We start from the raw sequence: 15,367 nt of genomic DNA, 5'->3' as shown, positions 1-15,367 counted from the left end.
CAGGAGCTTGCGCATGCCCTCGTTCTCCCATGCCCGCCATATCGGCGCCGGTGCCGTGCTCGCCTTCGCGCTCGTCGGCTTACCTGCCGGGGCCGCGTCCGCCGAGCCCGGCGCGACCGGCGTCACCTTGACCGCCCAGGAGCAGCCCAAGCCGGCCCGCCCCACGCTGGAGGCCATCAAGCAGCGGGCCGCCCAGGACGGAGTCCCCCTGGAGCAGGCCGTCAAGGACTACATCAGCGCCACCGCCGCCAAGCAGACCTTCTCGGCGGCCGCCCAGCCCGACGGCCCCGTGGACACCCCTGACGTCATGGTGGACGACCTGCACGCGGGCGAGATCGAGGACCTCACGCGCATCGCCGCCGCCGAGGGCATCGGGCTGGCCGCCGCGATCGACGCGATCTCCTGGCAGCCGCAGTTCGAGAAGGTGGCCGCGGAACTCGAGACCGGCTTCCCCGCCGAGTTCGCCGGAGCGGTCAAGTACGACGACAGCGCCTGGTTCGGCTTCAAGGGAGAGGTTCCGGCCAAGGCGGTCGAACTCGCCAGAACCCTCCCCGTACGCGTCGACCTGGTCGGCGACCGCGGCTTCTCCGAGCAGGAGCTGTCCGCCGCCGGCACGGCCACCCACGCGACCGTCCTGGCCAACCCCGCCGTGCAGGACGCAGTCACCTCCTACGACGTACGCACCGGGACCGTCATCGTGGAGGCGCAGTCGAGCACGCCCCTCACCGCCCAGGGCCTGCTGCCCCGGCAGGCGTCGGAGGCCGGGATCCAGGCCCAGGTCACCCTGGTCGACAAGGTGTCGCAGCCGCAGGACAGGTACATGCGGGGCGGCGGCTCACTCGGTAACTGCACCTCGGGCTTCAACCTGAAGTACATCCACAGCAACACCAAGCGCCACGGGACCGCCGGCCACTGCGCGCGGAACTACGCCACCCGCACGTACTCCAACCACAGCACCCACGGCGGCTCGACCACGGTGAAGCGCGTCTGGTGGGCGGTCGGCGATTGGGGCGACCTCTCCTACTACACCGTCGGCTCCAAGACTGCGGGCCGCACGTTCTACCACGACTGGAACAAGACGAGGTACGCCGACGACCGTTCGGCCATGCCCTCCATAGGCACGCGTATCTGTCATTTCGGCATAACCAGCGGCGGGAGCTGCGCCAAGGTCGCCCGCCGCGACGTCTCCGCCGGGGGCATGAAGCACATGGTGGTCATGGACAAGAACATCAGCGAGGCAGGCGACTCCGGCGGACCCTGGTACTACGCCGGGACCGCGTACGGCATCCACTTCGGCCTGATCAGCGGGAAGTCGGCGTTCACGCCCGCGTACCTGTACCAGAACCGCGGCTACGACGTCTGGCACCGCTGACGGACACGGCGGCAAGGTGATGGTGTTCAACGCCGGCTCGGTCCGCCGCCGACCCCGCGATCCGCCGCGCCCAGCTCCAGGTGGGAGCCGGTGAACGCGGCCCGCAGGCGCCGATCGTGCGTCACGACCACCAGCGCGCCCCGGTAGGCGGCCAGCGCCTCCTCCAACTGCTCCACGAGCATCGGCGACAGGTGGTTGGTCGGCTCGTCGAGCAGGAGCAGGTCCACGGGCTCGCTCACCAGCCGCGCGAGCTCGATCCGGCGCCGTTGCCCGTAGGAGAGCTCCCCCAGGCGCAGCCCGAGGTCCGACGGCCGGAAGAGCCCCAGGGCGAGCAGCGCGTCCGCGTGCTCATCCAGGCTCCCGGAACGCCTGTCCGCGTAGGCCCGCAACACCGTCCGGTCCGCCGGCCCGACCCGGCCGAGGTCCCCCTCGTCCTGCCGGAAGAACCCGGCCCGGCCGGCCCGCCGTACCTCTCCCGCGTCCGGACGCAGCTCCCCGGCGAGCACCCGCATCAGCGTGGTCTTGCCCGCCCCGTTCGGACCGGTGACGAGCAGCCGCTCACCGGCGCCGACGGCCAGGGAGTCGAGGCGAAGCCGGCCCGCCACCACCACGCCGTCGAGCGCGGCCACCTCGGCTTCGGTCGCGGTCCCCGCGGTGGCGAGGGTGGCGGTGAAGCGCAGCGGCTCGGGAAGCGGCGGCGCCGGGTGCTCGGCGAGCCACCGTAGCCGCTGCTGGGACTGCCGGATGCGCCCGGCGGCCCCGTGCGTACGCGAGCGCGCCCGCCAGGCGCCGGTGCCCATGCCCGCCTTGGCGACCTTGCGCGGGATCCCGGCCAGCCGGCCCGCGTTGGCCGCCACCAGCGTGGCGTGCCGGTCCAGCTCCGTCTTCCACTCCTCGTGGGCCCGCGCCTGCGCGGCGCGTTCGGCGGCCTTGGCGACGAGGTACCCGGCGTAGCCGTCGCCGTAGCGGCGCACCTGCCCGTCGGCGACCTCCAGGATGGCGGTGGTCACCCGCTCCAGGAACATCCGGTCGTGCGTGATCGCCACGACCGTGCCCCGGTGGGCGCGCAGGCGCTGTTCGAGCCAGGCCACGGCCTGGTCGTCCAGGTCGTTGGTCGGCTCGTCGAGCAGCAGCAGCTCGGGAGCGGACGCCAGCGTGGCGGCCAGGGCGAGCCTGGCGCGTTCGCCGCCGGAGAGCGTGCCCAGCGGGCGGCTCCGGTCGAGCCCGGGCAGCCCGAGCCCGTGCAGCGCGATCTCCACCCGGACGTCGGCCTCGTAGCCGCCCCGTGCCTCGAACTGCGCCACGAGCCCCGCGTACGCCTCCTCGTCCGCCTCTTCGAGCGACCGTTCGGCCGCCCGCATCCGGGCCTCGAGCTCTCGCAGATCGGCCAGCGCCAGATCGACGGCGTCGGCCACCGTCGCGTGCGGCGGCAGCGCGAGTGACTGCGGCAGGTGTCCGACGCCGCCGGGTGCGACGACCAGGAGCTCGCCGTTGTCCGGCCGCTCGGCGTTCGCCATGAGCCTGAGCAGCGTGGACTTGCCTGACCCGTTGTCGCCGATCACTCCGATCCGCTCGCCGGGTCTGACGGTGAGCGACACCCGGTCCAGGACGACGCGGGTGCCGTAACGCTTGGTGATCTCGGTGAGTGCAAGTTGGGCGGCGGTACGCAAAAGGCATGCCTCCTTTTCGAGCATGAACAAACGGGGTGGGGTGGTCAGCCCGGCGCCTTGCGGCTGAGGTGCTCCCAGGCCCGGTACTCCTCCGTGCGGGCCCGCTCCATCTGCTGGACGATGTCGTACGAGGCGCCGCCGACGATCAGCCGCAGCGGCGGCTCCGCCAGCTCGACCAGCTCCATGATCACCGGCGCCGCGGTGCCCGGGTCGGGGCCGGCGTCCTCGCCCCACATCTCGGCCAGCTGGGCGTGCAGCGGCTCGTTCTCCGGGCGCCGCTCCGCGAGCGTGGTGCCCCGCGTGAACAGGTCCGTGCCGTACCCGCCCGGCTGCACGATCGTCACCTTGATCCCGAACGGCGCCACCTCCATCGCCAGCGCCTGGCTCACCGAGTCGAGCGCGGACTTGCTCGCCGCATAGAACCCGACGGACGCGAATCCGCCGCCGGACCCCATCGAGGTGACCTGCAGGATGTGGCCGGACCCCTGCGCCCGCAGATGCGGCACCACAGCCTGGGCCACCCAGATCGCACCGAAGAAGTTGACGTCGAACTGGGCGCGGATCTGCTCCTCGGTGGCCTCCTCCACCATGCCGAACAGCAGCGTGCCGGCGTTGTTGACCACGACGTCGAGCCGGCCGAACGCCGCCGCGGCCTCGTCCACGACCTTCCGGACGGCCGCGCGGTCGCGGACGTCCAGCGCCAGCCGTACGAGGCTGTCGGGGTGGGCGGCGGCGAGGTCGGCGAGGGGGCCGAGGTCGCGGGCGGCGGCCACGACGCGGTCTCCGGCGGCGAGCGCCGCCTCGGCGAAGGCCCTGCCCAGACCCCTCGACGCGCCGGTGATGAACCAGACTCGGGCAGTCGTCACACGGACTCCTCATCATCATGAGACGATACGGTCCGTCTCGTGATGACAAGGTATACAGGCACTCCGCTTCTACGTCAAGACGGACCGTCTCGTCTCGTCTGAGCGGCATGCGGCTGCCCGCACCGTCACCGGGTTCGCCAGGTCAGGCGCCTGGCACGGGGCGTGCGCGGGGCCGGCGCATCAGCAGCACCGCGACCAGCAGGAACAGGAGCCCCACACCGGCGGCCGCGCCGCCCACGACGACGTAGGTCATGTCGATCGGCGGGTTGGTGGTCGGCGGGGCGACCGGCCCGCCGCCGAGGTACTCCTTCCCCTTGTACGGGGCCGCTTCGATCTTCGTGTCCTTGGCGGCGCCCGCCGCCCGCACCGCCGCCGCCGCGTCGATCAGCCCGAAGCCGAGGAACACGTTGTAGCCGGACGGCGGCTTCCTGGCGGTCCGTACCAGGATGTCGCGTACCTGCCGGGGCGTCAGATCGGGATTGCGGGACAGCATCAGCGCCGCGGTGCCCGCCGCGAGCGCGCAGGCCGGGGAGGTGCCGTCTCCCGCCCGGTAGCCGCCACGGTTGTCGGCGGCGTAGATGTCCACGCCGGGTGCGGTGATCGTGTTGTACGTGTGCACCTGGGAGAAGTCCGCCCGCGCGCCGCCCGGCCCCATCGCCGCCACCGCGATCACTCCCGGGTAGGCGGCCGGGTAGGAGACGACGTTGTTCGCGTCGACCTCCAGCGGGTCGGTGGATCCGCCGTTGCCCGCGCTGGCCAGCAGGATGGCCCCCTTGCCGAGGGCGTAGTCGACGGCCGCGGCCGTGGTCTCGTCGTAACCGCTGCCGAGGCCCCACTCGTCGGTGCCGAGGGACATGGAGATCACGCGGGCGCCCTTGTCGACGGCGTACCGGATGCCCTTGGCCAGCGCGGTGGCCGCCTTGATGCTCTCCTTGTCGGCGGCGGTGCCGCCGGACTTGGCGGCGGACTCCGCGCGCTTGCGCGCCGGGTCCTCCCGGTCCCAGATCACCCGTACGGAGAGCACGCGGGCCTGCGGGGCGACCCGCAGCACGCTGGAGGCCATGGCGGTGCCGTGCGCGCCCCAGTACGACTGCCCGGGCTTCGCGCCGCCGCCGATGAAGTCGGGGCCGTTCGTCACCCGTCCGCGGAACTCCGGATGGTTCTTCACGACCCCGGTGTCCAGGACCGCGACGGTGATCCCCTTGCCCTGTCCGAGCCGCTGCGCGGCCGGCACCTTCATGATCTGCTGTTCCCAGCCCCGCGGCGCCTCGGCCACGGCCGGCGCGGCGGTGGCCGCGACCAGTCCGGCGACCATGACGGCCGCGCAGGTCAGCCTGCGAATCATGCCCCCACCTTCCGGGCCTCCGCGTACAGCCGGGTGGCCAGGCTCTCCGCGAGCCCTTGCGCGGTGTACGCCCACGCCTCACGGTCCTCCCGCTGCGGGTACTCCCTCCTGCCCCACGGTTCGGGCAGCCGTCCGGGCCTGCGGCCGTCCGCCGGCCCCGTGGTGACCGCCACGAACATGGGCACGTCCCCAACGGTCCTTCCGCCGTTCCCGGTGCGCGCGGAGTCCTTCCACTGGGTTCCTGGCGCGGCGAGCGCGCGTACCGCGTGGTCCGGCTTCCGCTGCGCCTCACGCACGATGCCCTCCAGGTCGACGCGAGGCTGCGACTCGCGGAAGGCGACCAGGGCCACGGTGGCGGCCGTCCCTCCGGTGTCGTCCACGTACGTGGCGCGCACGGCCGCGACGCAGCCCCGCTCAGTGGCGACCCGGGCCAGCTCGCCGGAGAGCGCCGTTCGGCAGGAGGTGTCGGAGGAGATCGCGGCCCTGGTCCAGCCGCGCTCGTCGTTCGGGGAGGAGTAGCCCTTGTCGGGGTGCTCCCGGCCGAGCCGCGGCGGCAACAGCTTCTCGACGGGCACGTTGCGCCACAGCTCCTTGGAGTACGCCGAGTTGTGGATGACCTGCCGGCTGTTGGAGTAGGCGTGCGCGATGAGCGCGCCACCGCCGAGCACGGCCAGCAGACCGAAGCCCGCGACGACCAGCCCCACGAGGACCCGCCAGGCGCTGCGCGGGGGCCGCACCGGCCCGGTCGGTGGTGGTGGCGGCTGCTGCTGGTAGGGGCCGGGCGGGTACGGCTGGGGAGGCCCGGGGGGCGGCTGAGGGGGATGGAACCCCGGCCCGGAGCCGGACGGGGGGTACATCAATGTCTCTCCTGTCGTGCGAGCGGGCCGATCAAGGTTCCGTTTGAACCCCTCTGATCGATTTGCGCGTTCTGACCCTATCGGTGCTCGGCGGACTTCCTTGACCTCAAGTGCGATTCAGCTTCTAGCGTCGTCGGCGACGGACGAAAGGAGTTCGACTGTGACCACACTTGTCACGGGTGCCACCGGGAACACCGGCCGCCACGTGGTGACGGAGCTGCTCCGCCGCGGAGAGCCCGTCCGGGCGCTGACCCGCGATCCGGTCGCGGCGGCCGGGAAGTTGCCGGCCGGGGTGGAGCTGGTGGCCGGCACGCACCACGAACCGGCGACGTTGGACACCGCCCTCGACGGCGCCGGCCGATTGCACATCACGGTGACGACGGGACTCGCCGAGGTCGGTCCCGAGTTGGTCCGGCGGGCGGTCGCCGCAGGTGTCCGGCGCATCACCGTGGTGTGGGGTGGCTGGGTGGGACCCGTCGAGCAGGCCGTGGCCGACTCGGGCGTGGAATGGACGCGTCTGGAGCCGCAGGAGTTCATGTCCAACACGTTGACCTGGGCCGGATCGATCCGGGCCGAGGGAGTCGTCCGGGAGCCGTATGACTTTCCCAGTGCGCTGGTCCACGAGGCCGACATCGGGGCCGTGGCGGCCGTCGCGCTGCTCGACGACGGCCATGCGGGACGCGCCTACAACCTCACCGGTCCCGAGGCGCTGACCCCGCGCGAGCGGATCTCTCTCCTGTCCCGGGCCGTCCACAGCGACATCGCCTTCATGCCCATCACCCATGAACAGGCCGTCGACAGGCTGATGGCCACCGGCGTCTCCCGTGCGGACGCCGAGTATGTCATCGGCTGGTATGCCACCCCCGGCGATTCCGCCACGACCGTGGACGACACCGTTGAACGGGTGATCGGCCGGCCGGCGCGTACGTTCGCGCAGTGGGTGGCAGAGCACGCCGAACGTTTCAAGATCAGCCGCTAGGTCGCTCGCCGAGATCGGGCGGGGTCTCGCCGGGCGGCTCGGCTTCAGGCGAAGAATCGCGTCAGGTGCTTGACGACGATCTCGGGCTGCTCCTCGGGGATGTAGTGGCCGCTGTCCGGCACCAGCACCACCTCGACGTCGGTGCCCTTGTCCGGCAGCACCGCCTGAAGGAGCAGGTGACCTCCCTCTCCGCCACCCAGGCCCAGCAGCGGAACGGTCACCTTGCCGTAGGTCTTCTCGTCGGCGATGTCCTGCCCGAACGCCCGGTACCAGGCGTTGCCCGCCCGGATCGCGTCCGGCGTGGAGTAGGCGCGGGCGTAGATGTCGCGGTCGCGGTCGCCGATGGAGGCGGGATCCTCGACCAGGTAGTCGCACATCCAGTCGATCAGCTCGCGGGACCGGCCGGCGAGCAGGCGTTCCGGCAGGCCGGGCACCTGGTTGAAGGCGAACCACCACAGGAAGCGGCCCGGCCCGGCGTGGATGTCGCCGTCGACCTGCTGGCGTCCGGGCCGAGGGAGCAACGAGAAGGTGTAGAAGCGCTCGTCAGGGTGGGCGATGTCCAGCAGGGCGATGCGCCGGACGTGAGCGGGATGGTTTGCGGCGAAGGCGTAGGCGACCATGCCGCCGATGTCGTGGCCGGCGATGTCCACCCGGTCGTGGCCCAGCCGGCGCACGAGTCCGAGGATGTCAGCGGCCATCGTCTTCTTGTCGTAGCCGGAGGCGGGCTTGTCCGAGCCGCCCATGCCGCGCAGATCGACGGCGATCACCTGGTGGCGTTCGGCGAGCGGCGGCATGATCTTGTGGAACTCCCACCACGTCTGCGGCCATCCGCCCAGCAGCACCAAGGGCCTGCCCCGCCCGCCCGTCACGTAGTGCAGGCGAGTCCCGTTGACGTCGGCGTGACTGCTGACGAACCCGCCCGGCAACGACCGTGCCAGCTCGGCGTCGGACAGTGCTTTCGGCATGTGATCCTCCCAATGTACGGGAGTACCGTACATTAGCCAACTACGGCGGTACCGTACGATCGGACCATGGCTGCTCTTCTGCATCCGACGACCGAGCAGTTGCAGTTGGAGGACGTACTCGCCGCGCTCGGGCACCCGGTCCGGATGAAGATCGTGCGCGCTCTCGCCTCCGGCGAGGAGACATACTGCGGGGCGATCGAGACCGGAGCGCCGAAATCCACCCTCACGCATCACTGGCGGGTCCTGCGGGAGAGCGGCGTGATCCGCCTGCGCCACTCGGGACGCAGAAACTACCTCACCCTGCGCAGAGACGATCTCGAGGAACGCTTTCCCGGGCTCCTCGCCGTCGTGTTCCGGTGAGCACGGCGCCGGCCACGCATTTGCCCTGACACTGACGTCAAGGATGTAGCGTGCCCGCGGACTCTGACCTCGAGGATGACGATGAAATTCGCGATCAGCTACTCCACGGCCGACGGGCTCGACCCCGACGGGCTCGTAACGTATGCCCGCCATGCCGAGGATTGCGGCTTTGAGGGGCTGTACCTGCCCGAGCACGTCGTGCTGTATCCCGGCGCCGCGGTCGGCCCCTTCGAGTTGCCGCCGTCCCTGCCCTTCCCCGATCCCCTCGACTGCCTGGCCTTCGTCGCGGCGGCCACCCGTCGCATCCTGCTCGGCACCGCCGTGCTGCTGCTGCCGTACCACCACCCCGTGGTCCTGGTCAAGCGGCTGGCGACCATCGACGTGCTGTCCAAGGGACGGATGCGGCTGCTCACCGTGGGGCTGGGCACGCTGCCCGGCGAGGCCAGGGCGATGGGAGTCGACTTCGGCACCCGCGGACGGCGTACCGACGAGGCCATCGACGTGCTGCGGCTGCTGTGGGAAGGCGACGAGAAGGGCGTCAGCTTCGACGGCGAGTTCTTCGGCTTCGACGACGTGACCAGCTACCCGAAGCCGTACTCGGGCACCCACCTGCCGATCCACGTCGGCGGGTCGAGCCGGGCGGCCGCGCGGCGCGCCGGGCGGCGCGGCGACGGCTATTTCCCCGGCGGCGCCCTCACCCCGGAGGAACGCGCGATCCAGTGGGAGCTGGCCCGAGCCACCGCCGCGGAGGCCGGCCGTGACCCCGGCGCGCTGGAGCACACCCGATGGGGGTCGATCGACATGTCCGCCGAACGGGTCGAGGCCTTCGCCGCGCAAGGCGTGACCCGCGTCGTGGTCGGCCCCACCTCGGCGGATCCGGAACAGCAACGCGATGAGATGTCCGCGTTCGCCGAGCGGTTCGCCCTCCTCAGCGCCGGCTGACCTCCGAAACGGCACCGGTCGCGCGCAGGTTGGTGATGATGGCGGTGGACTTGCCGGCGAGGGCGCCGGCAACGTACCGGTCGATGACCGGAAGCCGGGCCAGTTTGAGTGCGGCTCGCCGGAGGTGCAGCTGCCGGGTGGTGGCGGGGATGAACCAGCGTGTCCCGTCGCGGGCCACCTGCTGCCTGTCGGTGACCACCGGTCGCAGTGCCTGCTCGTAACGTTCCAGCGCGATGTCAAGGGTGTCGGCACGGGACAGGTGCTCGGCCAGGACGTACGCGCCGGTGATGCCCAAGGAGGCACCCTGGCCGGCGAGGAGGGACACCGCGTAGGCGGCGTCGCCGATGAGCACCACGCGGCCCCGCCTCCAGGCCGGCATGTCGATCTGGGCGACCTGGTCGTAGTAGACCTGCTCCGGCGGTGGACAGGCGGCCAGAGCGCGTGGCGCGACCCAGCCGAGGGCGCCGTATTCGTGCCGGACCGCCGCGCGTGGATCGGCCGGCAGCGTGGGGTCGGGGGTGCGATGCACGGTGAAGACCGCCACGCGCCGGTCTCGCAGCCCGTAAAGGCCCATCTGCCGGTTGACGGTGTCGGTCAGGCAGAACTGCCGGGCCACCTGGGCGTGGATGTCGGCGTCGTCGAACGAGTACGCGGCGGTGTGGAATCCCAGGTATCGCAGGAATTGCCGTTCGGGCCCGAAGACGTGGTCGCGGACGGTGGAGTGGATGCCGTCGGCGCCTACCAGGAGATCGGCCTCGATGGTGCTGTCGTCGGTGAGGGTGACGGTGACGCCGTCGGCGCGGTTGTCGATGCGGGTGAGGGTGGTGGCGTGACGTACATCGACGCGGTCGGAGAGGTGTTCGCGCAGAGCACGTTCGAGGTCGGGGCGCATGATGCTGGTCAGCCGGCCGTTCACGATCTTGGCGAACTGGGCGAACCGCACGCCGGAGCGCCGGCGGCCGTGGTGATCCCGGTAGGTCATCTCATCGATCCGGTAGCCCAGCTCCCGGATGCGCGGCAGCACGCCCATGGCCTCGGCGGCGTCGTAGCCGGGGGCGAAAAAGTCGATCATGTAACCCTGGGTACGAGGGCCGGGCGCCTTTTCGAGAACCACGATCTCGGCCCCGAAACTGTCGAGGCACTGGGCGAGGGCCAGTCCGGCGATTCCAGCTCCACAGATGACCACTTTCACGACATTTCACCATTCCTTACTCGGCGGGCGTGATGAGCCGCTCCAGGACGGTTGTCAGCTCCGTGGTGTCCGGTCCCGGGCCGAGCGCGCGGTGCAGCATGATGCCGTCGAACGTGGCGGCCAGCACCGCGGCGGTCGCCTCGGGCGCGGCCACCCCCTGCTCGGTCAGCCGGTCGGCCAGCAGCCGCCGGAACTCGTCGACGACCGCACCCACTGAGCGGCGCAGGCTCGCGTCCCGGCCGGCGGCCAGGTACGTCTCGGCGAACAGCAGCGAGGTCGGATCCCGGCCGTCGTAGTCCTTCAGGAAAGCCACCATCAGCTTCAGCGCTTCGCCGGGCGCGTGCGCCTGCTCCAGGCCCGCGCCGATCTGCTCGATCAGCGCGCGCATCACGCCGAGCGCGGCCTCGGCCAGCAGGGCCTGTACGGAGGCGAAGTGATAGTGCACCACACCGGGGGCCACTCCGGCCCGGTCGGCCAGCATCCGCGTGCTGACCGCCGACCAACCTCGCTCGGCGATCAACTCGGCCGCCACCCCCAGCAGGCGCCGACGCGCCTCCCGCCCCCGTTCCACCGCCGTCGCACTCACTCGTCCACACTCCTGGTCAATCGCCCTGGACGATCGCCCTGGACGTATGTCCAAAACGTAGCACGCGATCTACTCCGGCAAAAGCCTCTTGTGGAGCGGATGGGGCGTGATCGCGCGATCAGTTGCCCACGCCGAGGCCGGACATGAACACGGACGGGTATCGGTCACCGCGCGCCGAGCCCGGCGGCACCGCCTTCTCGATTTCGGCGAGGTCGTCCGCGGTGAGGTTCAGGTCCATCGCGGGCAGCGCCTCGGCCAGCCGCTCGCGGGTGCGGGCGCCGACCAGCGGCACGATGTCGTCGCCCTGCGCGGCCACCCAGGCGATGGCCAGCTGGGCGACAGTGCGGCCCTTCGCCTCGGCTACCCGGCGCAGAGCGTCCACGAGGGCGAGGTTGTGCTCCACGTTCCCGCTGGAGAAGCGTGGGCTGAAGCCGCGGCTGTCACCGGAGCCGGCGGTGTGGCCTGCGGTCCAGTGCCCGGAGATGAGGCCGCGGCCGAGCACGCCGTACGCGGTCAGCCCGATGCCGAGCTCCCGCAGTGTGGGCAGGACGTCCGCCTCCACCGCGCGGGAGATCAGCGAGTACTCGATCTGCAGGTCGGCGATCGGGTGGACGGCGTGGGCCCGGCGGATCGTCGCCGCGTTGACCTCCGAGAGGCCGATGTGCCGTACGTACCCGGCCTCGACCAGCTCCTTGATCGCGCCCACCGTCTCCTCGATCGGGACCGCCGGGTCCAGCCGGGCGGGACGGTAGATGTCGATGTGATCGGTGCCCAGCCGGGCCAGCGAGTAGCCCAGGAAGTTCTTCACCGCCTCGGGCCGGCCGTCATGCCCGCCGAACTCGTGGCCCGGCCCCCGCAGCATGCCGAACTTGACGCTCAGCCGGTAGCTGTCGCGATCCCGGCCGCGCAGCGCCTCGGCGAGCAGCAACTCGTTGTGGCCCATGGCGTAGAAGTCGCCGGTGTCGATGAGCGTGACGCCTGCCTCCAGCGCGGCGTGCACGGTGGCGATGCTCTCCGCGCGGTCGGCCGTGCCGTACGCGCCCGACATGCCCATCGCGCCCAGGCCCAGCGCGGAAACGGCCGGTCCGGTGCGGCCCAGGGTTCGTCTCTGCATCACGTTCTCCCTCGTTCTCGATGTCGTCCCCAACCATGCGCCCGAACCGGGACGGGCGGGAGCGGAGCGTTCATCGTGGGAGAGCCGCTCCCTGGCTCGGCTCGCCGGCCGCGAGGCAGTATGAAGCCATGCAACGTGACCAGCTCGCCGACTTCCTGCGCCGCCGCCGCGAGGGGATCCGGCCGGCCGAGGTGGGCCTCGCCGACGGCCCCCGCCGCCGCACCACCGGCCTGCGCCGGGAAGAGGTGGCGCTGCTCGCCGGCATGTCGGTGGACTATGTCGTACGCCTCGAGCAGGGCCGCAGCAGCCAGCCCTCGACCCAGATGCTCGGCGCGCTGGCCCGGGCGCTGCGCCTGTCCGACGACGAGCGCGACCACCTGTTCCACCTGGCCGGCCACCGGCCGCAGCCCGCCGACGGGGTGGCCCGCCTGGCCCGCGCCGGCCTGATCCGCATGCTCGACCTGCTCGGCGACACCCCCGCCCTCGTGCTGTCCGACCTGGGCGAGATCCTCGCCCAGAACCGCGCGGCCGTCCTGCTGACGGGCGACCACACCGGCTTCTCCGGCGACCGGCGCTACATCGTCTACCGCTGGTTCACCGACCCCGCCACGCGCGCCGTCTGCCCGCCCGAGGAGCAGGAGCACCGAGCCCGACAGTTCGTGGCCGACCTGCGCGCGGCGGCCGGCCGCCGCTCCGGCGACCCGGTGGTCGCCGGGCTCGTCGACCGGCTGCAGGCCGCGAGCGCCGACTTCCGCCGGCTATGGGCCGAGCACGAGGTGGCCGTACGGCGCGGCGACCGTAAAACCCTGCTGCATCCGCGGGTGGGCCGCCTGGTGATGGACTGCGAGACCCTGGTCACCCCCGATCAGGGTCAGGAACTGCTGGTGCTCACCCCGGCGGACGCCGAATCCCGCGAGCGGCTGGAGCTGCTGCTGGTGCTCGGCATCGAAGAGTTCCCCACGGGCACGCCCGTACGGTGAAAACCGCTTCCTCCCTGCCTCAATCGGACAGAAGGGCCCGGCGCCGTACTCGCCGCGTGGCGGCCAGTCCTCCCGCGAGGCCACTCACCGCGCAGACCAGCACCAGCCCGGCGTACTGCGGCAGAGAGTAGGCGAACCACGGCTCGCCGGTCGCGGCCTTGCCGAGCATGGTGAGCGAGGCGGCGGCGATGCCCGTGCCGAGCAGCGTACCGATGCATGTCACGATCAACGTCTCCCAGCACACCGCTCTCGCGAGCTGCCGCGGCTTGGTCCCCACCGTGCGCAGCAGCCGGATCTCTTCGGTCCGCTCGGCCATCGTCATGGCCGTCGCGTTGAGCACCGAGATCACCGTGTAAGCCACCGCCGATCCCACCAGCACCGGGGCCGCCCATGCCGACGGCCCGGTACGGGTCACCCCCGCCACCGCATCGGTGGTCGCCACGGCGAACAGGAAGGTGCACGCCAGCGCCACGGTCAACATCACCGGCGACGCCGCCGCCATCGCCCGGCGCGGCTGGGCGACCAGCGAGGCCCTGGCCAGCATCCCGGCGCCCGGATCGAGCCGGGCCGCCAGGGCTCCGAGCAGCCATCCCATCCCCCGCACCGCGACGGGGCCCAGCGCGGACGCGCCCACGCAGAGCGCCATCGTCGCCCCCAGCGCGGTCGGCGGCGCGTTCTTCGACGTGACCTGCGGCACGAGCCACAGCAGCACCCCGCCGCCGGCCAGCGCCGCCCCTCCGACGACCGCCCTGGACCAGGGCAGCAGCCGCCGCTGCGCCGCGCTGTCCCGCAGCACCTCCAGCGGCCCCACCCGCACCGCCTTGCGCGCCGCGACCCGGGCCGCCAGCAGCGTCACCGCCAGCCCGACCACCAGCGCCACGACGAACGGCCCCGTCGCGACCTCCACCGGGACGCCTCCCGGCGCCAACCCGGTCATGCGCATGAACGCCGCCATCAGCGCGGCGTACGGGACGGCCAGCACGCAGCCCGCCACGCCCGCCAGCACGGCCACCACCAGCGCCTCCGCCGTGATGAGCCGGCTCACCTGCCGCGGCCTCATGCCGACCGACCGCAGCAACGCCCAGGTCCTGCGCTGCCGCAGCACGTGCAGGCTCAGCGTGCCCGCCACCACGAAGATCGACACGAATCCCGACACCACGGCCGACAGCACCAGCAACCCCATGACGCCGTTCAGCTCGTCACGTGCGCCCGCGCCGGCGACCACCAGGCCGCTCCCGCCGATCAGCATCACGGCCAGGACCACCGCCGCGAACGAAGCGGCGAAGCCCATCCGATTGGTCCGTACGTTGTTCCAGGCCAGGACGAGTGTCACCGGCGGCCGCCCAGCCGCAGGCCGATCCGGTCGGCCGAGGGCCTGTCCAGAACTTCGACGATCCGCCCGTCAGTCAGGAACAGCACGCTGTCCGCCCGGGCCGCCGCCTCCGGATCGTGCGTGACCATGACCACCGTCTGGCCGAACGCGTCGACCGCCTCCCGCAGCAGCACCAGCACCTCGTGCCCGGTACGGCGGTCCAGCGCCCCCGTCGGCTCGTCGGCGAACAGCACCTCCGGCCTGCCGAGCAGGGCACGCGCGATCGCCACCCGCTGCTGCTGGCCACCGGACAACTGCGACGGGCGATGCCCCTCCCGCCCGGCCAGCCCGACCCGGTGCAGCAGCTCGCGCACCCGTGACGGGTCGGGCCGCCGCCGGGCCAGCCTGCTGGGCAGGACCACGTTCTGCCAGGCGGTCAGCGACGGCACCAGGTTGAACGCCTGGAAGATGACGCCGACCCGGTCGCGGCGCAGCACCGCCAGTTCGTTCTCCCCGAAGCGGGTGATGTCCTGCCCGGCGATGCGAACCGCCCCCGAATCCGGCCGGTCCAACCCCGACGCGCACAGCAGCAGCGTGCTCTTGCCCGACCCCGACGGGCCCATCACCGCGGTGAAACTGCCGCGCGGGAATCCGATGCTGACCTGCCGGAGCGCGACCACTTCGGTGGCGCCTTTCCCATATGTCCGGGTCACTTCCTCAAGGTGGACCGCATGGTCGATCTTGATCAGCAGCGTGCCGGACCGCGTGCGCCCCGCCCATCCGGCATCTCCCTGATCGGCCCCTGAGGCGCGCCGCACGCCCCTGGC

The 15,367-nt window shown here is 71.9% G+C and carries 15 protein-coding genes; 5 read left to right on the top strand and 10 right to left on the bottom strand.

Annotated features, from left to right (window positions below):
• Positions 1-13 precede the first annotated feature (13 nt).
• Positions 14-1,372 (top strand): hypothetical protein, encoded by a 1,359-nt coding sequence (locus tag ACIHFD_RS44435; RefSeq protein WP_397372068.1) that lies wholly within the window; start codon positions 14-16, stop codon positions 1,370-1,372.
• Between the two features lie 26 nt (positions 1,373-1,398).
• Here ACIHFD_RS44435 and abc-f read toward each other — a convergent pair whose 3' ends face one another.
• From abc-f to ACIHFD_RS44415, 4 genes are all read right to left on the bottom strand, one after another.
• Positions 1,399-3,066 (bottom strand): ribosomal protection-like ABC-F family protein, encoded by a 1,668-nt coding sequence (gene abc-f / locus ACIHFD_RS44430; RefSeq protein WP_397372067.1) that lies wholly within the window; start codon positions 3,064-3,066, stop codon positions 1,399-1,401.
• A 20-nt stretch (positions 3,067-3,086) separates the two neighbouring features.
• Positions 3,087-3,908, bottom strand: a complete 822-nt coding sequence (locus ACIHFD_RS44425) for an SDR family NAD(P)-dependent oxidoreductase (protein ID WP_397372066.1) — start codon at positions 3,906-3,908, stop codon at positions 3,087-3,089.
• A 142-nt stretch (positions 3,909-4,050) separates the two neighbouring features.
• Positions 4,051-5,253, bottom strand: coding sequence for a S8 family serine peptidase (locus ACIHFD_RS44420; RefSeq protein WP_397372065.1), 1,203 nt, complete (start codon positions 5,251-5,253; stop codon positions 4,051-4,053).
• Positions 5,250-6,110 (bottom strand): hypothetical protein, encoded by an 861-nt coding sequence (locus tag ACIHFD_RS44415; RefSeq protein WP_397372064.1) that lies wholly within the window; start codon positions 6,108-6,110, stop codon positions 5,250-5,252. Before ACIHFD_RS44415 ends, ACIHFD_RS44420 begins: the two co-directional genes overlap by 4 nt.
• A 160-nt stretch (positions 6,111-6,270) precedes the next feature.
• Here ACIHFD_RS44415 and ACIHFD_RS44410 point away from each other — a divergent pair, with 160 nt between their 5' ends.
• Entirely contained in the window at positions 6,271-7,089 is an 819-nt protein-coding gene (locus tag ACIHFD_RS44410) for an NmrA family NAD(P)-binding protein (RefSeq protein ID WP_397372063.1), read from the top strand.
• A gap of 44 nt (positions 7,090-7,133) precedes the next feature.
• Here the strand turns inward: ACIHFD_RS44410 and ACIHFD_RS44405 are convergent, their stop codons facing one another.
• A complete protein-coding gene (locus ACIHFD_RS44405; protein ID WP_397372062.1) occupies positions 7,134-8,054 on the bottom strand; it encodes an alpha/beta fold hydrolase in 921 nt (306 codons plus the stop codon).
• 66 nt (positions 8,055-8,120) lie between these two features.
• On the opposite strand from ACIHFD_RS44405, the gene ACIHFD_RS44400 reads away from it, so the two are divergent.
• Both ACIHFD_RS44400 and ACIHFD_RS44395 read left to right on the top strand, forming a co-directional pair.
• Entirely contained in the window at positions 8,121-8,414 is a 294-nt protein-coding gene (locus ACIHFD_RS44400; RefSeq protein ID WP_350725932.1) for a helix-turn-helix domain-containing protein, read from the top strand.
• An 81-nt stretch (positions 8,415-8,495) separates the two neighbouring features.
• Positions 8,496-9,356 carry a TIGR03619 family F420-dependent LLM class oxidoreductase gene (locus tag ACIHFD_RS44395; RefSeq protein WP_397372061.1) on the top strand — a complete coding sequence of 287 codons (861 nt, stop codon included), beginning with the start codon at positions 8,496-8,498 and terminating at the stop codon, positions 9,354-9,356.
• On the opposite strand, the gene ACIHFD_RS44390 is transcribed toward ACIHFD_RS44395, so the two are convergent.
• The 3 genes from ACIHFD_RS44390 to ACIHFD_RS44380 all read right to left on the bottom strand — a co-directional run bounded on the left by ACIHFD_RS44390 (position 9,343) and on the right by ACIHFD_RS44380 (position 12,248).
• Positions 9,343-10,542 carry an FAD-dependent monooxygenase gene (locus tag ACIHFD_RS44390; RefSeq protein ID WP_397372135.1) on the bottom strand — a complete coding sequence of 400 codons (1,200 nt, stop codon included), beginning with the start codon at positions 10,540-10,542 and terminating at the stop codon, positions 9,343-9,345. The genes ACIHFD_RS44395 and ACIHFD_RS44390 overlap by 14 nt on opposite strands.
• 22 nt (positions 10,543-10,564) lie before the next feature.
• Positions 10,565-11,134: a TetR/AcrR family transcriptional regulator gene (locus ACIHFD_RS44385; protein ID WP_397372060.1), complete on the bottom strand. Its 570-nt coding sequence runs from the start codon at positions 11,132-11,134 to the stop codon at positions 10,565-10,567.
• A 118-nt stretch (positions 11,135-11,252) separates the two neighbouring features.
• Complete coding sequence (locus ACIHFD_RS44380; RefSeq protein ID WP_355197553.1) at positions 11,253-12,248, bottom strand: aldo/keto reductase; 996 nt, start codon at positions 12,246-12,248, stop codon at positions 11,253-11,255.
• A gap of 128 nt (positions 12,249-12,376) precedes the next feature.
• Here ACIHFD_RS44380 and ACIHFD_RS44375 point away from each other — a divergent pair, with 128 nt between their 5' ends.
• Positions 12,377-13,228, top strand: coding sequence for a helix-turn-helix transcriptional regulator (locus ACIHFD_RS44375; RefSeq protein ID WP_397372059.1), 852 nt, complete (start codon positions 12,377-12,379; stop codon positions 13,226-13,228).
• Between the two features lie 19 nt (positions 13,229-13,247).
• On the opposite strand, the gene ACIHFD_RS44370 is transcribed toward ACIHFD_RS44375, so the two are convergent.
• Positions 13,248-14,561, bottom strand: a complete 1,314-nt coding sequence (locus ACIHFD_RS44370) for an FtsX-like permease family protein (RefSeq protein WP_397372058.1) — start codon at positions 14,559-14,561, stop codon at positions 13,248-13,250.
• Entirely contained in the window at positions 14,558-15,253 is a 696-nt protein-coding gene (locus ACIHFD_RS44365) for an ABC transporter ATP-binding protein (RefSeq protein WP_397372057.1), read from the bottom strand. Before ACIHFD_RS44365 ends, ACIHFD_RS44370 begins: the two co-directional genes overlap by 4 nt.
• Positions 15,254-15,367 lie beyond the last annotated feature (114 nt).

The sequence above is a fragment of the Nonomuraea sp. NPDC051941 genome, assembly GCF_044593615.1.
Note: the sequence above shows the minus strand (reverse complement) of the source record. Positions and strands in the feature narration are given on the sequence as shown.